This window comes from Nitrobacter sp. Nb-311A (assembly GCF_000152905.1).
Classification (GTDB): Bacteria; Pseudomonadota; Alphaproteobacteria; order Rhizobiales; family Xanthobacteraceae; genus Nitrobacter.
Window position 1 is genome coordinate 177,922 of record NZ_CH672417.1, and the last position, 23,293, is coordinate 201,214.

20 protein-coding genes and 1 pseudogene are annotated in these 23,293 nt (G+C 62.0%); 15 read left to right on the top strand and 6 right to left on the bottom strand.

Annotated elements, in window-relative coordinates; all coding sequences use genetic code 11:
• Positions 1-221 precede the first annotated feature (221 nt).
• The gene (locus NB311A_RS12110) at positions 222-1,352 is read left to right on the top strand and encodes a site-specific DNA-methyltransferase (RefSeq protein ID WP_009798859.1); all 1,131 of its coding nucleotides are present in this window, start codon (positions 222-224) and stop codon (positions 1,350-1,352) included.
• A 207-nt stretch (positions 1,353-1,559) separates the two neighbouring features.
• Complete coding sequence (locus NB311A_RS12115; RefSeq protein WP_009798860.1) at positions 1,560-2,246, top strand: glutathione S-transferase family protein; 687 nt, start codon at positions 1,560-1,562, stop codon at positions 2,244-2,246.
• Between the two features lie 33 nt (positions 2,247-2,279).
• On the opposite strand, the gene NB311A_RS12120 is transcribed toward NB311A_RS12115, so the two are convergent.
• Complete coding sequence (locus NB311A_RS12120) at positions 2,280-3,431, bottom strand: A/G-specific adenine glycosylase (RefSeq protein WP_009798861.1); 1,152 nt, start codon at positions 3,429-3,431, stop codon at positions 2,280-2,282.
• A 225-nt stretch (positions 3,432-3,656) separates the two neighbouring features.
• On the opposite strand from NB311A_RS12120, the gene NB311A_RS12125 reads away from it, so the two are divergent.
• From NB311A_RS12125 to NB311A_RS12140, 4 genes are all read left to right on the top strand, one after another.
• A complete protein-coding gene (locus NB311A_RS12125; RefSeq protein ID WP_009798862.1) occupies positions 3,657-4,136 on the top strand; it encodes a DUF721 domain-containing protein in 480 nt (159 codons plus the stop codon).
• Between the two features lie 107 nt (positions 4,137-4,243).
• A complete protein-coding gene (locus NB311A_RS12130; protein WP_009798863.1) occupies positions 4,244-4,906 on the top strand; it encodes a DsbA family protein in 663 nt (220 codons plus the stop codon).
• A gap of 201 nt (positions 4,907-5,107) precedes the next feature.
• Positions 5,108-8,614 carry a chromosome segregation protein SMC gene (gene smc / locus NB311A_RS12135; RefSeq protein WP_009798864.1) on the top strand — a complete coding sequence of 1,169 codons (3,507 nt, stop codon included), beginning with the start codon at positions 5,108-5,110 and terminating at the stop codon, positions 8,612-8,614.
• A gap of 40 nt (positions 8,615-8,654) precedes the next feature.
• Complete coding sequence (locus NB311A_RS12140; protein ID WP_009798865.1) at positions 8,655-9,701, top strand: small ribosomal subunit Rsm22 family protein; 1,047 nt, start codon at positions 8,655-8,657, stop codon at positions 9,699-9,701.
• Positions 9,702-9,718: 17 nt separating this feature from the next.
• Here the strand turns inward: NB311A_RS12140 and NB311A_RS12145 are convergent, their stop codons facing one another.
• Positions 9,719-10,072 (bottom strand): YbaN family protein, encoded by a 354-nt coding sequence (locus NB311A_RS12145; RefSeq protein WP_050752114.1) that lies wholly within the window; start codon positions 10,070-10,072, stop codon positions 9,719-9,721.
• 265 nt (positions 10,073-10,337) lie between these two features.
• Here NB311A_RS12145 and NB311A_RS12150 point away from each other — a divergent pair, with 265 nt between their 5' ends.
• The 5 genes and pseudogenes from NB311A_RS12150 to NB311A_RS12175 all read left to right on the top strand — a co-directional run bounded on the left by NB311A_RS12150 (position 10,338) and on the right by NB311A_RS12175 (position 14,958).
• Positions 10,338-10,898, top strand: coding sequence for a LemA family protein (locus NB311A_RS12150; protein WP_040675006.1), 561 nt, complete (start codon positions 10,338-10,340; stop codon positions 10,896-10,898).
• Between the two features lie 110 nt (positions 10,899-11,008).
• Complete coding sequence (locus tag NB311A_RS12155) at positions 11,009-12,145, top strand: M48 family metallopeptidase (protein ID WP_009798868.1); 1,137 nt, start codon at positions 11,009-11,011, stop codon at positions 12,143-12,145.
• An 84-nt stretch (positions 12,146-12,229) separates the two neighbouring features.
• Positions 12,230-12,999: pseudogene (locus tag NB311A_RS20585) on the top strand (IS5 family transposase).
• Positions 13,000-13,348: 349 nt separating this feature from the next.
• Entirely contained in the window at positions 13,349-14,107 is a 759-nt protein-coding gene (locus tag NB311A_RS12170; protein ID WP_040675008.1) for a hypothetical protein, read from the top strand.
• Positions 14,108-14,301: 194 nt separating this feature from the next.
• The gene (locus tag NB311A_RS12175) at positions 14,302-14,958 is read left to right on the top strand and encodes a hypothetical protein (RefSeq protein ID WP_040675161.1); all 657 of its coding nucleotides are present in this window, start codon (positions 14,302-14,304) and stop codon (positions 14,956-14,958) included.
• A 40-nt stretch (positions 14,959-14,998) separates the two neighbouring features.
• Here the strand turns inward: NB311A_RS12175 and NB311A_RS12180 are convergent, their stop codons facing one another.
• The gene (locus tag NB311A_RS12180; protein ID WP_009798871.1) at positions 14,999-15,538 is read right to left on the bottom strand and encodes an adenine phosphoribosyltransferase; all 540 of its coding nucleotides are present in this window, start codon (positions 15,536-15,538) and stop codon (positions 14,999-15,001) included.
• A gap of 114 nt (positions 15,539-15,652) precedes the next feature.
• Positions 15,653-17,839 (bottom strand): anthranilate synthase component I, encoded by a 2,187-nt coding sequence (locus tag NB311A_RS12185; protein WP_009798872.1) that lies wholly within the window; start codon positions 17,837-17,839, stop codon positions 15,653-15,655.
• A 375-nt stretch (positions 17,840-18,214) separates the two neighbouring features.
• On the opposite strand from NB311A_RS12185, the gene NB311A_RS12190 reads away from it, so the two are divergent.
• Positions 18,215-18,712: a YbhB/YbcL family Raf kinase inhibitor-like protein gene (locus tag NB311A_RS12190; protein WP_040675164.1), complete on the top strand. Its 498-nt coding sequence runs from the start codon at positions 18,215-18,217 to the stop codon at positions 18,710-18,712.
• Positions 18,713-18,843: 131 nt separating this feature from the next.
• Here the strand turns inward: NB311A_RS12190 and NB311A_RS12195 are convergent, their stop codons facing one another.
• A complete protein-coding gene (locus NB311A_RS12195; protein WP_009798874.1) occupies positions 18,844-20,907 on the bottom strand; it encodes a cytochrome c1 in 2,064 nt (687 codons plus the stop codon).
• A 51-nt stretch (positions 20,908-20,958) separates the two neighbouring features.
• Positions 20,959-21,486, bottom strand: coding sequence for a ubiquinol-cytochrome c reductase iron-sulfur subunit (gene petA / locus NB311A_RS12200; RefSeq protein WP_040675010.1), 528 nt, complete (start codon positions 21,484-21,486; stop codon positions 20,959-20,961).
• Between the two features lie 198 nt (positions 21,487-21,684).
• Between petA and NB311A_RS12205 the strand changes: the two genes are divergently transcribed.
• The 3 genes from NB311A_RS12205 to NB311A_RS12215 all read left to right on the top strand — a co-directional run bounded on the left by NB311A_RS12205 (position 21,685) and on the right by NB311A_RS12215 (position 23,273).
• Positions 21,685-22,155 (top strand): tRNA (cytidine(34)-2'-O)-methyltransferase, encoded by a 471-nt coding sequence (locus tag NB311A_RS12205; RefSeq protein ID WP_009798876.1) that lies wholly within the window; start codon positions 21,685-21,687, stop codon positions 22,153-22,155.
• On the top strand, positions 22,152-22,784 hold the full coding sequence (gene queE / locus NB311A_RS12210) for a 7-carboxy-7-deazaguanine synthase (RefSeq protein ID WP_009798877.1): 633 nt from the start codon (positions 22,152-22,154) through the stop codon (positions 22,782-22,784). The genes NB311A_RS12205 and queE overlap by 4 nt, the downstream gene beginning before the upstream one ends.
• A gap of 123 nt (positions 22,785-22,907) precedes the next feature.
• Positions 22,908-23,273, top strand: a complete 366-nt coding sequence (locus NB311A_RS12215; protein ID WP_009798878.1) for a 6-carboxytetrahydropterin synthase — start codon at positions 22,908-22,910, stop codon at positions 23,271-23,273.
• Positions 23,274-23,293 lie beyond the last annotated feature (20 nt).

Sequence of the window (23,293 nt, forward strand, 5' to 3'; positions counted from 1 at the left end):
AGACGAAGTTCTTTCCTCAGCGCCGACGATGCAACCGCAATCCGCATCGCGCGAGCGAACGAAGAAGAATGGAAGCTGCGTATGTTTGACAAACTTGCATTCCGTCGGACGAAAGCTTTCTGCAATTAAGTCGATTTTTACTTTGGCAGGTCACTGTAGCGCCAGTCGGTTGTTTGGTCCCGCGTCGCCGACAGCGTCGCCTGAGTCAGAGTATTTGAGTCATGGGTGTGTCGCGTCGCGGGGCGTCTGCAAAGGCGTCCCGCACTAAATTTGACTCTCCCGTTTCGCGCATCATCATTGGCGACTGCGTCGCCGGAATGTCGAAACTTCCAGCCGGATCGGCCGATCTGATATTTGCGGATCCGCCGTACAATCTGCAACTCAAGGGGGAGCTCAAGCGTCCGGATGAATCGCACGTCGACGCCGTAAACAGCGAATGGGACAAGTTCTCGTCCTTCTCCGCTTATGACGATTTCACGCGCGCCTGGCTTCTCGCCTGCCGCCGCGTCATGAAGCCATCGGCCACCATCTGGGTGATCGGATCATATCACAACATCTTCCGCGTCGGCGCGATGATGCAGGACCTCGGCTTCTGGGTCCTCAACGACATCGTCTGGCGCAAGACCAATCCGATGCCGAACTTCCGCGGCCGCCGCTTCACCAACGCCCATGAGACCATGATCTGGGCGGCGCGCGACGAAAACGCCAAAGGCTACACCTTCAACTACGAGGCGTTGAAAGCCGCCAACGAGGACGTGCAGGCGCGCTCGGATTGGCTGATTCCGCTTTGCACAGGTAACGAACGTCTGAAGGGCAAGGACGGCCGAAAGATTCATCCGACCCAGAAGCCCGAGGGTCTGCTGGCGCGCGTGCTGCTCTCATCCTCCAAGCCTGGCGATCTCGTCATCGATCCGTTCAACGGCACCGGCACGACAGGCGCGGTCGCCAAGCGGCTCGGCCGCAGCTATATCGGCTTCGAACGTGACCAAGCCTACGCGGCGGCTGCCGAGAAGCGCATTGCGGCGGTCGAACCGCTTCCCGAAGCTACCCTTGCTCCTTTCATGACCGCACGCGAGGCACCGCGCGTGGCGTTCTCCGAACTGATCGAGCGCGGAATGATTTCGCCCGGCGCGAAACTCGTCGATGCAAAGAAACGCCATGGCGCGCTGGTGCGCGCTGACGGAGCCATCATGCTCGGCGACAAGGTCGGCTCGATCCACCGCATCGGCGCGGTGGCGCAAGGTGCGAGCGCCTGCAACGGCTGGACCTTCTGGCACATCGAAACCAGCAAGGGCCTCAGGCTGATCGACGAGTTGCGCGCGGAAATCCGCAGCCAGATGGCGCCAGACTGAAGCGCTTGTTAACGCGTTTTCTTCACGCGAAGCAGGTCATCCATCCCGGTTGCGCCCGAGGACATGCTTCGCTCGAAACGCTATAGCAAAACTCGTCCGTTGCATTGATCTCAAAATCCGCGCAGTGAATGGCCGCCCTGCGGACTTCCTCCGGTCATCCCGATTCAAATCTCGCTTCTCTCTCAAGCACGGACAGTGGAGTTTTCAATGATCAAGTTCTATTTCAATGGCGCGCCGAACCCGAACAAGATCGCGCTGTTTCTGGAAGAAGCCGGTCTTCCCTTTGAACTCGTGCCGGTCGACACCCGCAAGGGCGATCAGTTCAAGCCGGAATTTCTGAAGGTGAATCCGAACGGCAAGGTTCCGGCAATCGATGACGACGGCGTATTCGTCTTCGACAGCAATGCCATTCTTCTTTACCTCGGCGAAAAGACCGGCAAGTTCATGCCGGAGAACACGCCGGCCAATCGCGCGCAACTGCTGTCGTGGATGATGTTCATCGCAAGCGGGCTCGGGCCGTATTCCGGACAGGCCGTGCATTTCAAGGATTACGCGCCGAAAGGTCTGGACTACGCGCTCAACCGTTATCAGTTCGAGGCGCATCGTCACTACAAGGTTCTCGACGACCATCTTGCCGGCAGCCGCTACATGGTCGGAAGCAGCTATACGATTGTCGATATGGCGTTCTGGGGCTGGGCCCGCATGGCGCCCCGCGTGATCGGCGACAGCGGCGTCGCCAAATATCCGAACTTCAAACGGCTGCTGGACGAGATCTCGGCGCGTCCGGCCGCGGCGAGATCGATCGCGCTGAAAGACAGGTTCACCTTCAAGACGGAAAACGACGAGGAAGCGCTGGGCTTCCTGTACCGCCACATGAAGACGAAGGTGGCCTGATCCGTCTTCTCGCGGGCAATAAGACCCTTCGGCTCACGACGAAGGATCTTCCTGTTGCTTGCGACGGGTTGCGAGCGGATGGATTTCCATCTCATCACCCAAGCCGTGCGCAATGACCTTGCGCATCAGGTTGGGCAGCGCTTCATCGTTCAGCCGGGCGATCGGGACCCAGCGCATCCCCTCGGGCGCGGCGGTCCGCGTGGCGACGGCTGCGGTATAGACAGCAAGCTCCAGCGGGAAATGCGTGAAAACATGCGTGACCGCGCCAATCTTGCGCTGCCAGCGTGGCGCGCTTTCGAGGAACGGCGCCTGCTTCAGGGCCGCCCCATCATCCTGCGCGGCGAGCCACGCCGATGTCGGAACTTCGGTCATGCCTCCGAGCAGGCCTTTCGCCGGGCGCGTGCGGACCAGCACCTCGTTGCCACGCCTCACGACGAAGGCCGCGCCGCGCCGCAACTCGCCCGCCTTCTTCGGCGCCTTGCGAGGGAAGGTTTCCTGATCGCCGCGAGCGCGCGCGGCGCAATCATCATTGAGCGGACACAGCACGCAGCCAGGCTTCTTCGGTGTGCAGATGGCGGCGCCAAGATCCATCAATGCCTGCGCGATATCCCCCGCGCGTGTCTTCACGTCGCCAGCGCGGCTCTTGCCGTCGCGGCCAGCGCGGCATCCATCCAGCAACGTCGCTGCAAGCGCCTGAATATGCGGCTTCGCCTTCGGCAGCGGCTCGTCCATAGCGAACAGCCGCGTCACCACACGTTCGATATTGCCGTCCACCGGCATGGTGCGGCGATTGAAGGCGATGGCGGCGATCGCCGCCGCGGTATAGGGACCGATCCCCGGCAGCGCGCGTAAGCCCTCTTCCGTATCGGGAAAACGGCCGCCGTGATCGCGCAGCACCTTGGCGGCGCAGGCATGAAGATTGCGCGCGCGCGAATAGTAGCCGAGCCCCGCCCACATCCGTAAGATATCGTCGAGCGAGGCGCGCCCCATCGACTCAACATCCGGCCAGCGCGCCAGAAACTTTTCGAAATAAGGTCCGACCGCCTTCACGGTGGTCTGTTGCAGCATGATCTCGGACAGCCAGATCCGATAGGGATCGACCGTCTCGCCGGGAAGGACGCGCCACGGCAGCCGGCGGCGATTGCGGTCGTACCACTCCAGCAGCCGCGCGGGACGGCTTGCCATCGCAGAATCACCCCTTCTTTGCTCTCCGTTTTCCGCAGATGCCGCCATGTCTTGACTTTAGACGTTCGACGAAAACCTCTCCACGTCATGCCGCGCCCCATCGCGGACATCCACGTCTTTATTCATTTTGGACCGGCAAGACGTGGATGACCGGAACAAGTCCGGCCATGACGCCCTCGCGCCAGCCTCATCCCAAACGAAAGTCCGACATGTTATAGTCCGCTAATGTCCAAGCCCGGCCCGATCTCAGCCAAGCCACTGTCGGCATTGCTCGGTGATGTCTTCTCCGATGCCTATGCGCGGCAGGGATTTGCCTCACGCGAACTGGTGACCCGCTGGGCGGAAATCGCCGGACCCGAGATCGCCGCTCATTCCGAACCGATGAAAATTCGGTGGCCTCGCCCGATAGAAGGGCAGCCGCAGGAGCCGGCAACGCTGGTGTTGCGGGTCGAAGGTCCCGTCGCGCTGGAAATCCAGCATTCCTCTGACGTCATTCTGCAGAGGGTCAATCGCTTCTTCGGCTGGAACGCGGTCGGCCGGCTGGCCTTGCGCCAGGCCCCTTTGTCGCGCAAGACTTTGCGGAAAAGTGTCCGTCTGCCCGATCCGACGGAGGTGGCAAAGGTAGCCGGAACGCTCTCCTCGATCGAGGACACCGACCTACGCGCGGCGCTGGCGCGCCTCGGTGCCTCGATCAAACGGAATTGAGGCGATGATGAAGCACGCCGCCCACAGCGCGCCATTGCCACAATTCTGGTTTCAAGCTAGCGAACAATTGTCGTCAGGGCGCTTGCGCCGTTTTCGGGAGAAGACCGTTGATCATCACGCGCCGCGTCGTAAATACCGCCGTCTCGCTGACCGGCCTCGCCGCCTTCCTGGGGCTTGCGCCCTTGCGCCTGATCGGTGAGGCCCTGGCTCAAAGCGCCACCGCCGCGGACGTCGCCAAACCTGTCTCGCTGCCGGACATGGCGCTCGGACCCAAGGATGCCGCCGTCACCATCACCGAATACGCCTCAATGACGTGTCCGCATTGCGCGCGGTTCGCCGAAGACGTGTTCCCGAAGATCAAGGCAGAATACATCGACACCCACAAGATCCGCTATGTGTTCCGGGAGTTTCCACTCGACCTCAAGGCCGCCGCTGGCGCGATGCTGGCCCGCTGCATCGCCAAGGACGATGGGGCAAAATATTTCGCCGTGATCGACACGCTGTTCAGGTCTCAGGACACATGGACCGGATCAAAAACGACGGAATCGCTGAAGCTGATCGGCAAGCAGACCGGACTGACGGGAGATGAGGTTGAAAGCTGTCTGAAGGATCAGGCCTTGCTCGACAAGATTGCAGCCGACCAGAAATACGCCAATGAAGTTCTGAAGGTGAATTCGACGCCGACGTTTTTCATCAACGGCGAAATGGTGAAGGGCGAGACCTCGTTCGAAGAACTCAAAAAGAAGATCGATCCCTTGTTGAAAAAGTAAGGCGGCAAGCAAGCATGCGAAAACACCGGCGGGGTTTCTAATCCTCGTAAAAGCCTCTGGAAAAGCTTGTCTGCGCGGTTGCTCTGGCACGTCGCCATCGCCATTGTCGAGCCTCGCGAGGCGCGACTCAGGGCTAACGACAGTACTTATGGTATTGTGGTTGCGGGCTGATTCGCGTCTTGCCAGCACAATAGAGTATCCATGAAACTCACGCGCCTTCGCCTTCACGGCTTCAAGTCGTTCGTTGAACCCACCGATTTCGTGATCGAGCCGGGTCTCACCGGCGTGGTCGGGCCAAACGGTTGCGGCAAGTCCAATCTGGTCGAGGCGCTGCGCTGGGCGATGGGCGAGACCTCGTACAAATCGCTGCGCGCCGCGGACATGGACGCGGTGATCTTCGCAGGCAGCGGCAACCGTCCGGCGCGTAACAACGCCGAGGTGGTGATGTCGATCGACAATTCGGATCGCTCAGCGCCGTCCGCTTTCAACGATTCCGAGGCGCTTGAGATCTCGCGCCGGATCGAGCGCGAGGCCGGCTCGGTCTACCGCATCAACGGCAAGGACGTGCGCGCCCGCGACGTGCAGATTCTGTTTGCCGACGCAGCCACCGGCGCGCGCTCGCCGGCGCTGGTGCATCAGGGCAAGATCGGCGAGATCATCCAGGCGAAGCCCGAACAGCGCCGCCGCGTGCTGGAAGACGCCGCCGGCGTGGCTGGCCTGCATGCGCGCCGTCACGAGGCCGAGTTGCGGCTGAAGGCCGCCGAGACCAATCTCACGCGCGTCGAGGACGTGATCGGCCAACTCGCCGGCCAGATGGAGGGGCTCAAGAAGCAGGCGCGCCAGGCAATCCGTTATCGGGACGTTGCCGCGAAAGTGCGCAAGGCGGAGGCGATGCTGTTCCACCTGCGCTGGCTCGAAGCCCAGGCCGAGGTGGCGGAGGCCGCCAGAACCCACGACGTCAATGTCCGCGAACTGGCCGAACGCACCCGCGAGCAGGCCGAAGCGGCCCGGCTCCAGGCGGAACGCGCGGCTGAGCTGCCGGCGTTGCGCGAGGCGGAAGCCCGCGCCGCCGCCGGCTTGCAGCGCCTTACAAACGCGCGCGAGATGCTGGATCGCGAAGAGGAGCACGCGAAGGAGCGCGCCGCCGAACTCGATCGCCGGCTGACGCAGTTTGCATCCGATGCCGGACGCGAACAACAGCAGTCGTCCGACGCCGACGCCGCCTTGCAGCGGCTCGACGTCGAGGACACTGAGTTGAAGGACGAGATCAAGTCGCGCATCGAGATGCGCAGCGGCGTCGACGAGAGGGCGGCGCGGGCGGAGGCGACGCTCGCCGCGACGGAGGCCACGTTTGCCGATTTGACGCGGGCGCTGGCCGACCTCACCGCCAAACGCAACCAGCTTGAATCGAACGTGCGAACCCATCGCGACCGTCTCGCACGCATCGATCAGGACATCGCAGGGGTTCAGCGCGAGACCGAGGCGCTGGCGCAGCAGACCAGCGGCTTTGGCGATCTCGACGCACTGACCACAGCCATCGAAAACGCGCAGCAGGCGCTCGCCCGATCGGAAAGCCTGAGCCGCGAACGCGAGACCGAACATGCCGCTGCGCGCAGCCAGCTCGACGCTGCCCGCGCCGGCGTCGAAGCGGCGCGCGGACCGCTGCAGGATGCCGACAAGCGCGCGCAGCGGCTCGAAACCGAAGCCAAGACCATCGCCAAGATTCTCAACGGCGAAAGCAAGAACCTGTGGCCGCCGATCATCGACGGCATCAGCGTCGACAAGGGCTATGAGAAGGCCATCGGCGCCGTGCTCGGCGACGACCTCGATGCACCGGTGGACCCGTCCGCGCCGATGCGCTGGACCGGCGCCGCCGTCGCCGCGCACGATCCGGCGCTGCCCGAAGGCGTGGAATCCCTTGCGGCCCATGTGCAGGCGCCGCCTGAATTGGCCCGGCGTCTTGCGCAGATCGGCGTCATCGCCAGGGAGCGCGGCGCGGAACTGGTTGCCCATCTGAAAACCGGGCAGCGGCTGGTATCGCTCGAAGGCGACGTCTGGCGCTGGGATGGCTTCGTGACCGCGGCCCATGCGCCGACCGGCGCGGCGCGGCGTCTCGCCGAGCGAGCGAGGCTGACCGATATCGAGAGCGAGATCGAGCGCGCGCGCGCTGAGGTCTCCGAGCGGCGTCAGGCGCTGGAGGCGGCGCAGCAGGCCGTCGCCGCCGCGAACCAGACCGTTACCGCCGCCGCATCGGCCGAGAGCGAGGCGCGCAATGCCTGGCGCGCGGCGCAGCGCGAGGTCGATGCCGCGCGCGAACGTCATGCGAGCGCCGAGCGCGAGATCAACCGCCATGCGGCGCGCCGCTCGGCGCTCACCGAGGCGCACAGCCGCCTGACCAACGACCGCCTCGAGGTCGCCGCCGCCCACGAAGCCGCGACGGCGGCTCTCGGCGAGCTGCCGCCGAGCTTCGACACCGAGACGAAACTCGGCGAGGTGCGAACCGAAATCGAGGGTCACCGCCGGCTCGCCGCCCAGGTGCGCGCCGAGGCCCAGGCGCTGGCGCGCGAAGCCGAACTCGCGGACCGTCGCCTGCAGGCGATATCCGCCGAACGCAACGAATGGCAGACCCGCAAGCAAAGCGCGGCCTCGCAGATCGCGACCATCGAGGCGCGTGTGACCGAGGTGAGGGCCGAGCGCGCCGACCTCGACAACGCTCCAGCGCTGTTTGCGGAAAAGCGCAGCGCGATCATCAGCGAGATCGCGCATGCCGAGCAGGATCGCCGCGACGCGGCTGACGCGCTCGCCGCCGCCGAGGCCGTGATGGCGGAAACCGATCGCGCCGCGAAAAACTCGCTTGAGGCGCTGTCGAGCGCGCGCGAGGCAACGGCGCGCGCCGAAGAGCGCATGGACGGAAGCAAGCGGCGACTCGAGGATACCGAACGGGAAATCCGCGACATGCTCGAGGTCGAACCCGACGCAGTGACTTCACTCGCCGAGATTCAATCCGGCGTCGACCTGCCGCCGCTGCCGGAAATCGAGGCCGATCTCGAAAAGCTGCGCCGCGACCGCGACCGTCTCGGCGCCGTCAACCTGCGGGCCGAGGAGGAACTGCGCGAGGTCGAAACCCAGCACTCCTCGCTCGCCACCGAGCGTGACGATCTCGTTGAGGCCATCAAGAAGCTGCGCACCGGCATCCAGAGCCTCAACCGCGAGGCGCGGGAACGGCTTCTGACCTCGTTCGAAACCGTCAACACCCATTTCAAGCGGCTGTTCACCGATCTGTTCGGCGGCGGCGAGGCGGCGCTGCATCTGATCGAAAGCGACGATCCGCTGGAAGCCGGCCTCGAAATCATCGCCAAGCCGCCGGGCAAGAAGCCGCAGACACTGTCGCTGCTCTCGGGCGGCGAGCAGGCGCTGACAGCACTGGCGCTGATCTTCGCGGTATTCCTCACCAATCCGTCGCCGATCTGCGTGCTCGACGAGGTCGATGCGCCGCTCGATGACCACAACGTCGAGCGCTTCTGCAATCTCCTGCACGAGATGACCTCGTCCACGGAGACGCGCTTCATCATCATCACCCACAATCCGATCACCATGGCGCGGATGAACCGGCTGTTCGGTGTCACCATGGCCGAACGCGGCGTTTCGCAACTGGTGTCGGTCGATCTTGAAAACGCGGTGAAGATTCTCGACCAGAACGTCGCGTGACCTGTTCCTCTTCCGTCGCGGGAGCGGAACAAAGGCCATCATGATCCCGCCCGATCTACCTGCCGAACTGAAGGCCGCATTGCAGCGGAAAGCACAGGGCCTCTCCCGCAGAGATGCCACCGTTCGCGCGGCGGCGATCTCGCAAACTTATCGGAGCGGCGGCGGTTCGAGCACGATTGGAAACGAATCCGACGCCCTCGCCTATGCATTGTCGCGGATGCCCGCGACTTATGCGGCCGTGGTGGCCAGCCTCAATGCCCTCCGCGAGATACGTCCGCAGTTCATGCCCCTCAGCCTGCTCGACGTCGGCGCCGGCCCGGGTACAGCGACCTGGGCCGCGGCGCGGGCGTTTGAATCCCTCGACGCGTTCGCGGCGATCGACGCCAATCCGGCGCTGCGGTCGCTTGCACTGGACCTCGCCGGCGAGGAGATACGGCTGCAAGGTCTCAGCTATGCGCGAACCGAAGCGGCGACCGGACTTCGCGATGCGGCCGGGAGCGCCGACCTCGTCGTCGCGAGCTATGTCCTTGGCGAAATGCCCGCCGACCGGCAAATCACGCTCGCTGAGTTGATGTGGGCGGCGACCCGCGACACGCTGCTCGTCGTCGAACCCGGCACGCCCGCCGGCTATCGGCGGATTATCGACCTGCGCCGCCGGCTGATCGCGCAAGGCGCGCATGTCATTGCGCCCTGCCCGCACGATGGCGAATGTCCGCTCGCAGCGTTTCCAAGTGAGGCAGGCGCTGCTTCGCCTGAAGGAAACGCGCCAGAACAACGAGCCGCGCTGGACTGGTGCCATTTCGTCCAGCGGCTGCCCAGGTCCCGCGCGCACAAATACATCAAGGGCGCAGGACTTGCTTTCGAGGACGAAAAATTCAGCTACGTTGCGCTGGCGCGAACGCCTGCCAGACAACGTCCGGCGCGGGTGCTGGCGCCTCCGCTCGTCAACAAGATTGAAATGCGGATCAAGCTGTGCCGGCCGAATGGCGGCGTTGGCCTCGCCATCGTCCCCCGTCGTGATAAGGCCAGATATTCCCGTGTGCGCCGGGTCGGTTGGGGCGACATTGTCAACACCGCCGAAACGTGACGCCCTATTTCCGCCAGCTACGACGGCCGCGTAAAGACGTAAGCCAGCCCGCTCAGCATCAGAAGCGCTACCGCCACCGTGAGCCATGGCCCCGGATGGCTGCCATACCAAAATCCGGCAAAGCCGATCGCCATGCCGCCGAGCGCCATCAGCTTGGCCTTTACGGGAATAGCGCCACGCTCACGCCAGCCACGCAGCAGCGAGCCAAAACGCGGATGCTGCAACAGCCAGGTTTCAAGCCGTGGCGATGAACGGGCAAAACAAGCGGCGGCCAGAATCAGAAACGGCGTCGTGGGCAGAACCGGCAGGAACGCGCCGATGAAGCCGAGCGCAACGAAACAGATCCCCAGCACCAGGAAAACACCGCGCATCATTCGCGACGTGCCGGTGCTCGGATCAACGGCACTGGCCACGCCTGCGCCAAAAGACTGTTCGTCCGCGATCATGCGCTCATCATCCTGATCCGCCACGTCCACATCCTACATCCGCTTCCCACAGAACAAAATACCGGGCAACTTGAACTTTTCTAAGAGTTTTCCCGACCAAAAGGCGCCGCCTCCCGGCGGAACCTGCCGTTCGCGCGAAATATCGTCTACGGTGACCGCGATCGCATCCTCTCATCAGGAGCCTCTTCTCATGTCGACCGGCTTGATTCTTCTCGGCGTCATCGTCGCCGTCGCTGTGATCGCACTTGTCGCCTATAATCGGCTGGTCGCGCTCAGTCAGCGCGTCGGACAGGCCTTTGCCGACATCGACGTGCAGCTCAAGCAGCGTCACGACCTGATCCCGAACCTTGTCGAAACCGTGAAAGGCTATGCCGCGCACGAGCGTGGAACGCTGGATGACGTGATCAAGGCTCGGAACATCGCGATGTCCGCGCAGGGGCCGGCGCAGGTCGGCGCCGCCGAGAACCAGTTGAGCGGCGCGCTCGGCAGGCTGATCGCGTTATCGGAGGCTTATCCGGACCTCAAGGCCAACGCCAATTTCCAGCAGCTTGCCGGCGAGCTGTCCGACATCGAAAACAAGGTCGCCGCAAGCCGCCGTTTCTTCAACAACGCTGTCCAGGAATACAACACCGCTATTCAGCAGTTGCCGGCGGCTCTGTTCGCGGGCGCGTTCGGTTTCACGCCGAAGGAGTTTTTCGATCTCGGCGCAAGCCGCGCCACAGTAGAGCAGACGCCGCAGGTGAAATTCTGAGTTCTTGCCATGTATCAAAACGGGCAGGATAGGCGCCCTCCCCTCCTTTGCACGAGAGCGGAAAGGACACGAGTCGCCCCTGCGCAGAGCGCTGCAAACGGATTGGCCTGATGGCAGCCTACGGTCTTTACACCCACATCGCGTCGAACAGAATTCGATCGATGTTTCTGCTCGCCGGGCTGTTCGTCCTGATTTACGTGATGGTGTTCGCTGGCGCGTTGATTGCCGAAGTGTTTCGGCGCGGCATGGATTACCCGGCAGCGTTCTACATCACCAACGCCTGGCATGACCTGATCGCCGCTCTCCCCTGGGCCACAGCGGGTTCGGCGCTGTGGATCGTGGTCGCCTATTTCTCCCATCAGTCGATCATCGACGCGGTCACCGGCGGCCATGATGTCACTCGCAAGGAACAGCCGCAGCTCTACAACTTGCTGGAAAACCTTTGCATCTCGCGCGGCATCCCGATGCCGAAGCTGAAGGTGATCGACACCAACGCGATCAACGCCTTCGCCACCGGCCTCAACCGCCGTCAATATGCGATCACCGTCACCACCGGCCTGATGAACCAGCTTAACGATCGGGAGATGGAAGCGGTGCTCGGTCACGAGCTGACCCACATTCGCAACGGCGACGTTCAGTTGATGGTGGTCGCCGTCATCATCGCGGGCGTGGTCGGCTTCGTCGCGGAATTGTTTTTCCGCATCTTCCTCAACAACGGCGCGCGGATCGGCAGCCGAGGCTGGCGTTCCTCGCGCTCATCCTCCTCCCGCGATGGCAACGGCAAGGGCGGCGGCGGCGTCATCGCCGTGATCCTGGCGATCGTGCTGATCGCGCTCGCCTGGTTCCTGTCGCAAGTGGTGCGGATGGCGCTGTCGCGCTCGCGCGAATTGATGGCGGACGCCGGCTCGGTTGAGCTGACCAAGAATCCCGACGCCATGATCTCGGCGCTACGCAAGATCGAGAACCGCGGCGAACTACCGGGCGCAACCTCGGCGGTGATGGAAATGTGTGTCGACAACCCGCGTCAAGGTTTCGTCGACCTTTTTGCTACTCATCCTTCCATCGAAACCCGGGTGCGCGCGCTGGTGACCTATGCCGGCGGCCACGATCCCGGACCGATGCAGTTGCACACCGAACACGCCGCGACCGATCCGAAATTACCAGAGCTTCCGCCAGGACCTTGGAGCGAGCCGGCTCCGAAGGGGACCGCGACGCCCATTCCCGGCCCGCCAAGCCCTCACTCATGATCTCCGTTTCTAGGTCACGAACCCATAAATGGGATTCCGTTTGGACGGGAGGCGTGATTCAATCTCCGGAGGGAGGAGGATTGAATGGCTCGTTTTGATCTGACGGATTTCGAGTGGTCTGTGATTCAGCCGCTTTTGCCGAACAAATCGCGCGGCGTTGCACGGGTGGATGACCGGCGGGTGCTGAACGGGATCTTCTGGCGGCTGCGTACCGGTGCGCCGTGGGCGGATATTCCGGCGCGCTACGGCCCGCATACGACCTGCGTGAACCGCTTCAACCGGTGGCGCAAGGCAGGCGTTTGGGATCGTATTCTGTCGGCGGTTTCAAAGGCTTATGATGGCGACATCCAGATGATCGACTCCTCGTCGATCCGCGTGCATCAGCATGCGGCCAACGGTCAAAAAAACAGACCAGATCCCGTTGCATGGGTCGCTCGCGCGGCGGGCTGACAACCAAGATCCACGCGCTGGTGGATGCCTGCGGCCTGCCGATCTACCTCAAGATCACCGAAGGCCAGGCCCACGATGGACGCAGCGCGCAGGACATGATCGACACCGTGGAGCGCGGCAACGTGCTGCTGGCCGATCGAGCCTATGATTCCAACGCCCTGCGCCAGACCCTGGCCGCGCGCGGCGCGACAGCCAACGTGAAGCCGATGCCAAATCGCGTCATGGCTCTGCGCTTCAACAGGCGGCTCTATCGCAAGCGCAATCTGGTCGAACGCTTTTTCAATAAAATCAAGCATTACCGTGCCGTCGCCACCCGCTACGACAAGCGTGACGACAACTTCCTCGCTGGCATCAAACTCGCCGCAATCCGCATCTGGTTGCGATTTAATGAGTCGATGACCTAGAGCGTTTTCGAGCGAAGTGGACACCGGTTCGCGTGAAGAAAACGCGACAAAACAAAACCATAGAGCCCGCTTCTGATGGAATCAGAAGCGGGCTCTATGATTTGACGCGTTTTCCCGGTGCGAACAGGTCATCCATCGCCGGGTCAAGCTTGAGAACATGCTGCGCTCGAAAACGCTATATAGCCGCCACGATTGCTCAGCGGCTCAATGAATTTTGCCAGATTTGACATATCGAATTGAATTCTCCCTCGTTTCTGCCATGGTCCCGTTCCAGGCAAAGATTTGAGGGGACAACCCGGCTGCGCGGGTCATGCGCGGTCGCCGATTTCAGCTTGCTCAAAGGGGTCTCATGGCGAAGCCGGCAGTGATTGTGGTGGGCGCGGACAAAGGCGGGGTCGGAAAAACCACGGTTTCCCGCACCATTCTCGACTATTTCAACGCCAACAACGTACCCGCCAGAGCCTTCGATACGGAATCGCCTCGCGGCACACTAAAACGTTTTCATCCTGACGTCACTGAGATCGTCGACATGACGTCGACCGCGGATCAGATGAAGATCTTCGATACGCTGAACACGGCCAAAGCCAGCATCACCGTGATCGACGTCCGTGCCGGACTCATGTCTTCGGCTCTGGCCTCGCTTCGCGACATCGGCTTTCTCGATGCGGCGAAGGGCGGGCAGATTACATTCGCGGTGTTCCACATCCTTGGCCCCTCCATCGCCTCGCTGGATGAGATCGCGGAAACCGCCAGATTCATGACCGGCGCCAAGTATTTTCTGGTGAAGAACTTCATCAACAACACGAGCTTCTTCGAGTGGGACCAGGCGACCTACAACGCCTACTTTCGCAAGATCAAGGATGCGACCGAAATCACCATCCCAAAGCTCAACGAGATGGCGTACGAGCAGGTCGAGGTGTCATCGGTGCCCTTCCTCAGATTCGTGGCCAATAAGGGACCAAAGAACGAAGCGGCGAACTACTCCTTCGTCCTGCGCGGCTATGTTCGTCACTGGCTCGCCAATGTGTGGAGCGAATACGACCGCATCAAGCTGACCGACATCGTCGCCTCAAAGGAGAAGGGCGGTTCCCGCGCCTCGAACAAGTAGCTGATTTCAGGTCCGGGAATATGCCGGAACACTTGCGTTCGCAGCGCAACGCATTTCGGCTGCGCATTTTCCCATCGCGTCAACTTGAAAATCTGATCCGCGCGTCCTTGCCTGCGCAGCGGCGCGGCAAGAATGTCGGTGGAGAGTTTATCGGCATCCTGTTGGATCGGGGCTGTCACTCCGATATATCCCCTATGCCTCGCACTCCTGTCTATATCATCTGTTCGCCACGTCCGCAGGTCGGCAAGACGCTGATAGCACGGCAGCTCAGCGAGTTTCTTCGCTTGCAGCGGGGCGATGTCCTCGCCTTTGACGTCAACCTGAAGGAGCCGTCCCTGGTGGATTATCTGCCGCGTCTCACAGAGACCGCGGCGATCGATGACACGTTCGGAAAAATGGCGTTGATGGACCAGTTGATCGTCAATGATGGTCTCGCCAAGGTGGTCGACCTCGGTTATCCCTCCTTCGACGAATTCTTCGCGATGATCGATGAAATCGGCTTCGTCAAGGAAGCCGCGCGGAGCGAGGTGGCGCCGGTTGTCCTGTTCACCGCCGACAGCGACCGCGTTTCCGCACGCGGCTATCAGACCTTGCGGGCAACGCTGCCGCCCAACGCCATCGTGACGATCGATAATGAGTTCGTTCTGCACGGAAAGCTACCCGAAGCTTTCATGCACAATCGGGTGATGCGCATCGCAGCACTCCCCGCGTTTATCAAAACCTACATCGACCGGCTGACTTTCTCGTTCACCGAGTATCTGCGAACGGAGACGGATTCTTCAACCGAACTGCACCAGTGGATCCGCCACAACTATTTCGGCTTTCGCGAGATCGAACGACAACTGATGTAACAGCGGTCAGCGATCCATTGCCTTCATTCTCAAAGGAGGCTCAATGTCCGCCGAATGCCATCAACGTCCGCACCGGGACATCCATTGCGCGCAGCTTGGCGGCGCCGCCGAGATCCGGCAGATCGATGATGAAGCAGGCCGCCACCACGTCGGCGCCGATCTGGCGCAACAGCTTCACCGCGCCTTCGGCGGTGCCGCCGGTGGCGATCAGATCATCCACCAGAATGACGCGCTCGCCTTTCGCGATGGCGTCGACGTGCATTTCCATTTCGTCCGTGCCGTATTCGAGCGCATAGGCCATCCGTACGGTCTGGTGCGGCAGCTTGCCCTTCTTGCGGATCGGCACGAAACCTGCGGACACCTGATGCGCCACCGCGCCGCCCAGGATAAAGCCGCGCGCCTCGATGCCCGCGACCTTGTCGATCTTCGAGCCGGCCCAGGGATGCACAAGCTGATCGACGGCGCGGCGGAACGCCCGCGCATCACCGAGGAGCGTGGTGATGTCCCGAAACATGACCCCCGGCTTGGGATAATCCGGAATGGTGCGGACGGAGGCTTTCAGATCGTCTTCAAGGACCATGAGTGTTCACATCCGATCGTGTTGGCATTCCCCTCGTTCCCTCCCCCCTTGTGGGGGAGGGAAGCAGTACGTGCTTCGTCGCTACGCTCCCCGCAATGACGGGCCGAATCCAGGTCACCCCCGACCCTCCCCCGCAAGGGGGGAGGGAGCGATAGCAAGCCGGAACGCGTTCTCCACGATCCGCAAGCCGACCTCGCCGCCGAGCGACATCAGCGATTCGGGATGAAACTGCACGCCGCCGACCGGCAGCGACTTGTGCTCGATCGCCATCGGCACCCCGTCATCGGTGGTCGCCGTCACCTCCAGCACGTCGGGCAAGCGGTCGCGCTCGACATAGAGCGAATGATAGCGGCCGATCACGATCTCGTTCGGCAGATTGCGCATCAGCCGGCCGCCGCGATTTTGCACGCGCGATGGCCTGCCATGCGCCGGTTGCGCCAGCTGACCGAGCCGGCCGCCAAAATATTCACCGATCCCCTGCAAGCCGAGACAGACGCCGAACACCGGCAGATTCTTCTCCAGCGCAGTGCCGATGGTTTTGGCCATACCGAAATCCTCAGGCCGGCCAGGACCCGGCGACAGCACCAGCAGGTCATAGTTTTGCTTGTCGAGCATGTCCTGCGCATGGATGTAGCGCACGACGCTGACGCGCGCGCCGACCTGCCGGAAATAATCCGCCAGCATGTGCACGAAACTGTCGTCGTGGTCGATCAGCAACACGCGTTTTCCGGAGCCGGTCGCGTCCGGCGCCACCGCCGAGAGCGGCTTTGGCGCGTCGCCGCGCAGCGCCTGGAACAGTGCCGCCGCCTTGGTCTGGCACTCTCGGTCTTCGAGCTCCGGCTTGCTGTCGAACAGGCAGGTCGCGCCGACTCGCACTTCGGCGAGGCCGTCCTTCATACGGATGGTGCGGATGGTCAGGCCGGTGTTGATCGAGCCATCGAAACCGACCACACCGAACGCGCCGGCATACCAGCGCCGCGTCGAGCGTTCGTTGTCCTCGACGAACTGGATCGCCCACTTCTTCGGCGCACCCGTCACCGTCACCGCCCATGCGTGGGTGAGGAATCCATCGAGCGCATCGAAACCGGGCCGCAGGATGCCCTCGACGTGATCGACGGTATGAAACAGCTTGGAATACGTCTCAATCTGGCGGCGGGCGAGCACTTTGATCGTTCCCGGCATGCAGATGCGCGCCTTGTCGTTGCGATCGACGTCGGTGCACATGTTGAGTTCGAATTCGTCTTTCTCCGAGTTGAGCAACTCGCGGATCTGCTCGGCGTCGCCAATGGCGTCGGCGCCGCGCGCGATGGTCCCGGAAATCGGACAGGTCTCGATGCGGCGACCGTCGCTGCGCACGAACATTTCCGGCGAGGCGGAAACAAGAAACTCGCCGTCTCCGAGATTGACCAATCCGCCATAGGGCGACGGATTGATCCTGCACAGCCGCTGAAACACCTCGGCCGGCGAGCGTTCGCAGGGCTCGGCGAACAACTGCCCGGGGACCGCCTCGAACAGGTCGCCGCGCGCGAACGCGGCGCGCGCCGTTTCCACCGTCGCCTGATATTCGCCCGGAGCGTGATCGGTAAAGCCCTGGCGCGATGTCTTCGCGTAGACGCTTTCGGATGTATCGCGCGGATGCCCCGTGGTGGAACGGTCCTTCCATGCGAAATCGTAGGACAGTACGACTCCGCGGCCAGTGGCGCGATCATAAGCGAGCAGGTGGTCGGGGATAAACAGCACGATGTCGCGCTGATCGTCTTCACGCGCGCGTTTCTGCACCAGATCTTCAATCTGGAATACGAGATCATAGGCGAACGCGCCGTACAGCCCGAGCATGGGGTCAGCCGTCGAGGAAAAAGCCGCCACCAGCCCCCGCACCAGCGACATCACGCTTGCGCGCCGGGTGCGCTGGTCTTCCTCCACCGGCGCATCGCCGCGCACGATATGGCCAGCGATCCGGCGGGCGGTCTTCTCAGTGAGGACCGCACAGGGCTCGCTCAGGGTCTCGCCAAGGAAAGCGATCAGCACCTCGCCGCGCGCATTGGTGGCCTCGATGGCAAAACTGAATCCCGCGGTTTCGATCTTGAGCGGCGGATCGGCAAAGCCGAGGTCGAAACTCTCATAACGGCCCGGCACCGTCGTGCCGGACGACAGCACCACGCCGCGCCGGCTGTCGAGCAGGCCGATCAGGTCGTCGAGCCTGCTGCCGCCGGTAAAATGCTCGATCGACCGGCTGATCGAGAGACCGCCGGCGGTCAGGTACTCGCTTTGCGCGGGAAGGGAAAAGACGGTCCTGTTCATGCAGTCCTCTTACGAGACTTGCGGAGAGTGCGCCACACAGGACAAACAAAAAAGGCCGTCGCTCTGCATGACGGCTTTCGACGATTAGAATTGAGCAAAATCGCGCCGGCCAGCTTCAGAAAGCGGGCCACCAGAAACGGAACGGGCGAGCGGCAGGATTCATGCCGGGGAATCACCATTCCATTGGTACGATGTCAAGGGCGTTCGCGGCCGGACGCGAGCCGCCTTCGCGGCGAGGTCGAGTCCGCCGCGATGACCCGGTTGCGCATCCAGCAATCCGGGTTAGATTCCCGTCCATGATTTTGATTTGATGCGTTTTCTTCACGCGAACCGGATTCCACGCCGCTCGAAAACGCTATGAGCCGGGAGAACATCATGACGTTCAAAGTCGTGAGCAACAGTTTCAAGGATGGCGACTACCTCGACAACGATCATGTCCTGTCGGCGGATTTCGGTTTCGGCTGCGCGGGTGGCAACCGGTCGCCGCATCTGCGCTGGAGCGGCGCGCCGGCAGGCACGAAGAGCTTCGCCGTAACCTGCTTCGATCCGGACGCGCCGACCGGGAGCGGCTTCTGGCATTGGGTCGTCATCAATATTCCACCCTCGGTGACAGAGCTGGTGCTCGACGCCGGCAATCCCGGCAGCGGCAAGCTTCCAAGAGGCGCGCTGCAAACCCGCACCGACTACGGCACCGCCGGCTATGGCGGCCCCTGCCCGCCTGAAGGCGATCACCCGCACCGTTATTTCTTCACCGTGCACGCCGTGGGAGGCAACATCAATGCCAGCGCTGACACCTCAGCGGCGGTGATCGGGTTCCAGCTTCATTTCAACACGCTGGCGAAATCGGCAGTGATGGGCCTGTTCAAGCGCTGAGCAAACGGCCCTTCCCGCCCTCGCATCACAATTCGAACTTGGCCCCGTCGCTGCTTGGATCGGCTTCGTTACATACAAAAATCAAAAAGGCTCCCATATGGGAGCCTTTTTGTCTTGAGACGGGCAGAACCTCAATGCGCGTCAGCCCAGACCGCCCTTTTGGTGAAGTAGAGCAGTCCGGTAAGGATGATCATGAAAATCATGACCTGAAAGCCGAGCCGTTTGCGCTCCTCGAGCTTCGGCTCGGCGGTCCACATCAGAAACGCCGCCACATCCTTCGCATACTGATCGACCTTCTGCGGTGTCCCGTCATCATAGGTCACCTGATCATCCGCCAGCACGCTTGGCATCTTCATGGCATGACCGGGAAAGTACTTGTTGTAGGTCGATCCATCCGGAAGCTCGAACCCTTCCGGCGGCGTTTCCTCGAACCCTGTCAAAATAGCGTGGATGTAGTTCGGGCCTTTCTCCTGAAACTGCGTGAAGGCATCGAAAATGAACTGCGGGAAACCACGCTCATAGCCGCGCGCCTTGGCCATCAGGGAGAGATCGGGGGGAGCCGCGCCGCCATTGGCCGCGCGAGCGGCGTTCTCGTTGGGAAACGGCGCCGGAAACTTGTCGGCAACACGTCCGGGCCGCTCGAACATCTCGCCGGCGTCGTTGGGCCCGTCTTTCACCTGAATCTCGGCAGCCAGCGCCTCGGCCTGGGCAATCGAGAAGCCGGGGCCGCCCGGATCGGTCAGATTGCGATAATGCACGAGATTCATGGAGTGGCAGGCCGAGCAGACTTCCTTGTAGATCTTGTAGCCGCGCTGCAACTGGCCCTGATCAAATTTTCCGAACGGGCCGGCGAACGACCAGTTCACTGAGGGTGGAGTCGGGCCATGCTCGGCCGCCCTCGCCGTCGAACCGCCATCCAGCGCCAGCAATCCGACAGCCCCGATCACCGCCAGGGCCGAGGCCACGACACTTTTTTTCTTCCCCAGCACATCATCGGCGATTGAATTGGGGACAGTTCGCGGCTTTTCGATGCGGCTCAGGATCGGCAGCACGATCAGGAAATAGGCGAAGTAGCAAGCCGTCAGGATGCGGCCAGCGACCACATAAACGCCTTCCGGCGGCTTCGCGCCGAGATAACCAAGGCCGAGACAAACACCGACGAAGATCCAGAAGCATTGCTTGGCGAGCGGACGATAACGCATCGAGCGGGTCTTGGCGGAATCGAGCCAGGGCAGGAAGGCCAGGATCAGGATAGCGCTGAACATCGCCGCCACACCCGCGAGCTTGTTCGGGATCGAGCGCAGGATCGCGTAGAACGGAAGATAGTACCATTCCGGCACGATGTGCGCGGGCGTCACGCCCGGGTTGGCCGGGATGTAGTTGTCGGGATCACCGAGATAGTTCGGGATGTAGAAGATGAACCAGCAATAGAACAGGATGAAGCACGAAAGGCCGAACGCATCCTTGATCGTCGCATAGGGTGTAAACGGCACCGTATCCTTCGCCGTCTTTGGCTCGACGCCAGCCGGGTTGTTCTGTCCCGCGACATGCAACGCCCAGACGTGCAGCACGACCACGCCGGCGATCACGAACGGCAGCAGGTAGTGCAGCGAGAAGAAACGATTCAGTGTCGGATTGCCGACCGAATAGCCGCCCCATAGCAGGGTCACGATGCTTTCGCCGAAATAGGGAATGGCGGAGAACAGGTTGGTGATGACGGTCGCGCCCCAGAAGCTCATCTGGCCCCACGGCAGCACGTAACCCATGAAGCCGGTCGCCATCATCAGGAGGTAGATGATAACGCCCAGGATCCAGAGAATCTCGCGCGGTTCCTTGTAGGAGCCGTAATACAGGCCGCGAAGCATGTGAATATAAACGGCGATGAAGAACATCGAGGCGCCGTTCGAATGAAGGTAACGCAGCAGCCAGCCGTAATCGACATCGCGCACGATGGCTTCGACCGAGTTGAAGGCGAGATCGGCGTGCGGCGTATAGTGCATCGCCAGAATGACGCCGGTGATGATTTGCACCCCGAGCATGAACGAGAGGATGCCGCCGAAGGTCCACCAATAGTTCAGGTTGCGCGGTGTCGGATAGGCGACGAACGAGGAATGGACGAGGCCGAAGATCGGCAAGCGCCGCTCGATCCATTTGAGGACTGAATTTTGCGGCTGAAAGCTGGATGGTCCGCTCATGATGCGATCCTGAAGAATGACGCGACGCGTTCGGTTAGGGGCTTTTCGGCCTTATCCGATCCTGATCTTGCTGTCGGAAACAAAGGCGTAAGGCGGAATGGCAAGATTGAGCGGCGCCGGCCCCTGGCGGATGCGGCCTGAAGAATCGTACTGAGACCCATGGCACGGACAGAAAAATCCGTCGTAGTTCCCTTCATGCGCAATTGGAATGCAGCCGAGATGGGTGCAGATGCCGATGACGACCAGCCACTGGTCATGGCCCTCCTTGACACGCGCGGAATCCGGCTGCGGATCAGGCAGGCTCGCGACATTGACGTCGCGGGCTTCCTCGATCTGTTTCTTGGTGCGGTGCATGATGTAGATCGGCTTGCCGCGCCAGAACACCTTGATGTCCTGCCCATCGGCGATCGGAGCGAGATCGACTTCAATGGGGGCGCCGGCGGCGACCGTGGAGGCATCCGGGTTCAGCTGAGCTACCAGCGGCCATGCCGCGGCCGCCGCGCCGACGGCGGCGACGGCGCCGGTTGCCACGAAAAGGAAATCACGGCGGCTTTGTCCTGCCGAAGACGATGTCGTCACGATTCCAACCCTTTCTTATTCGCTGCCGGTCTTATTGTTATGGTGTACCCATTCCCAGGAGAGATACGTCTTTCGAGCGGCCGTGTGATTGGCCGTTTTATTGGCATCGTCGTTGAGTGAGCGCAAGTGCGCTATCGGTCTCATTCGTGCAGCGCACAAATCCTCCCGTAGCCGCGAAGCAGGGAAAGCATCGAATTCATGCGGGTCGCGCTCTTCCAACCTGATATACCGCAAAACACCGGGACAATTCTCCGTTTGTGTGCCTGCCTCGACGTCGAAGCCCATATCATCGAGCCTGCCGGGTTTCCGGTCTCGGACCGCCATTTCCGCCGTGCGGGCATGGACTACCTCGACGAGGTCGCCATTGTGCGCCACGATTCATGGCAGAAATTCCAGCAATGGCGCGCCGCAGATGGCGGCCGGCTGGTATTGTTTACGACCAAGGGCGCACGCCCCTATCTGGACCATCGCTTTGCCGATACAGATATTTTACTGTTCGGACGCGAAAGCGCGGGAGTTCCGGACGCGGTCGCGGACGCCGCGGACGCAACTTTGGTGATACCGGTCAGGCCTGGGCTGCGCTCGCTGAACGTCGCCATGGCGGCGGCCATGGCAGTGGGCGAGGCCTTGCGGCAGACGGGGTCGGACGCCCCGGGAAGGTCTTCGTGAGTTACGCGATCAAGGAGGTTTTTCTGACGCTGCAGGGCGAAGGCGCCCATGCCGGCAGGGCCGCGGTATTCTGTCGCTTCTCCGGCTGCAACCTTTGGAGCGGCCGCGAAAAGGACCGCGCTTCGGCCACCTGCGCGTTTTGCGACACTGATTTCGTGGGCACCGACGGAACGCTAGGTGGCCGCTACGATACTGCCGATGCGCTGGCGGAAACGGTTGCGGCGCAATGGATCGGACCCGCCGCCCACCGTTACGCCGTGTTGACCGGCGGTGAGCCGCTGTTACAGGTTGACAAAGCATTCATCGATGCGTTGCACGCTCGCAGGTTCGAAATCGGAATCGAGACCAACGGCACCATCGTGCCGCCCGACGGCATCGACTGGCTGTGTGTCAGTCCCAAGGCCGGCGCCGATTTGCGGGTCACCAAAGGTCACGAACTCAAGCTGGTCTATCCGCAAGAGAATATCCGGCCCGAGGATTTCAAGGACCTCGCCTTCGAGCGATTTTCGTTGCAGCCGATGGATGGGCCGGACGCGGCCGACAACACCGCGCGCGCCATCGATTATTGCCTGCGGCACCCGCAGTGGCGGCTCAGCCTGCAGACACACAAGACGATCGGAATAAGGTAGATGAATCCCTAACAGGGGTGAATAAATGCATTCCTTGCAGGCTCGCCGTCCACCTCTAGGAACAGGATGAACTGCAGGATCAAGCCCGGCGGAGCGAATTTGGATGAGAGGCGGTTTTCAGGAATGTGGGAGTTGACGAAATCATTCCGCTTCGAGGCCGCGCACGCGCTGCCGGGGACGACATTGGGAATCGCGAGCATGGAAATCCACGGCCATTCGTTTCGGGCTGAGGTGAGCCTTCGCGGCAAGCCTGATCCCGCGAGCGGAATGGTGCTCGATCTCGGCCTGCTCGAACGAAGCATGGACAAAGTCCGGAACAAGCTCGACCATAAGCTTCTCAACGATATCGAAGGGCTTGGTCTGCCGACGCTTGAAAATCTGGCGCGTTTCATCTGGGATCATGTCCAGCACGCAGGACACGTGACACGCGTCAGCGTGCATCGCGATAGTTGCGGCGAAAGCTGCGCCTATTTCGGGCCTGAAAATTGAATCTACACTTGTCATTGCGA

Coding starts and splice junctions, on each gene's coding strand:
- NB311A_RS12115 (WP_009798860.1), top strand. CDS start 1,560: ATGATCAAGTTCTATTTCAATGGCGCGCCGAACCCGAACAAGATCGCG.
- NB311A_RS12205 (WP_009798876.1), top strand. CDS start 21,685: ATGCGGGTCGCGCTCTTCCAACCTGATATACCGCAAAACACCGGGACA.
- NB311A_RS12185 (WP_009798872.1), bottom strand. CDS start 17,839: ATGAACAGGACCGTCTTTTCCCTTCCCGCGCAAAGCGAGTACCTGACC.
- NB311A_RS12110 (WP_009798859.1), top strand. CDS start 222: ATGGGTGTGTCGCGTCGCGGGGCGTCTGCAAAGGCGTCCCGCACTAAA.
- NB311A_RS12195 (WP_009798874.1), bottom strand. CDS start 20,907: ATGAGCGGACCATCCAGCTTTCAGCCGCAAAATTCAGTCCTCAAATGG.
- NB311A_RS12180 (WP_009798871.1), bottom strand. CDS start 15,538: ATGGTCCTTGAAGACGATCTGAAAGCCTCCGTCCGCACCATTCCGGAT.
- NB311A_RS12140 (WP_009798865.1), top strand. CDS start 8,655: ATGATCCCGCCCGATCTACCTGCCGAACTGAAGGCCGCATTGCAGCGG.
- smc (WP_009798864.1), top strand. CDS start 5,108: ATGAAACTCACGCGCCTTCGCCTTCACGGCTTCAAGTCGTTCGTTGAA.
- NB311A_RS12215 (WP_009798878.1), top strand. CDS start 22,908: ATGTGGGAGTTGACGAAATCATTCCGCTTCGAGGCCGCGCACGCGCTG.
- NB311A_RS12155 (WP_009798868.1), top strand. CDS start 11,009: ATGGCAGCCTACGGTCTTTACACCCACATCGCGTCGAACAGAATTCGA.
- NB311A_RS12190 (WP_040675164.1), top strand. CDS start 18,215: ATGACGTTCAAAGTCGTGAGCAACAGTTTCAAGGATGGCGACTACCTC.
- NB311A_RS12145 (WP_050752114.1), bottom strand. CDS start 10,072: ATGCGCGGTGTTTTCCTGGTGCTGGGGATCTGTTTCGTTGCGCTCGGC.
- NB311A_RS12150 (WP_040675006.1), top strand. CDS start 10,338: ATGTCGACCGGCTTGATTCTTCTCGGCGTCATCGTCGCCGTCGCTGTG.
- NB311A_RS12170 (WP_040675008.1), top strand. CDS start 13,349: ATGGCGAAGCCGGCAGTGATTGTGGTGGGCGCGGACAAAGGCGGGGTC.
- NB311A_RS12175 (WP_040675161.1), top strand. CDS start 14,302: ATGCCTCGCACTCCTGTCTATATCATCTGTTCGCCACGTCCGCAGGTC.
- NB311A_RS12120 (WP_009798861.1), bottom strand. CDS start 3,431: ATGGCAAGCCGTCCCGCGCGGCTGCTGGAGTGGTACGACCGCAATCGC.
- NB311A_RS12125 (WP_009798862.1), top strand. CDS start 3,657: ATGTCCAAGCCCGGCCCGATCTCAGCCAAGCCACTGTCGGCATTGCTC.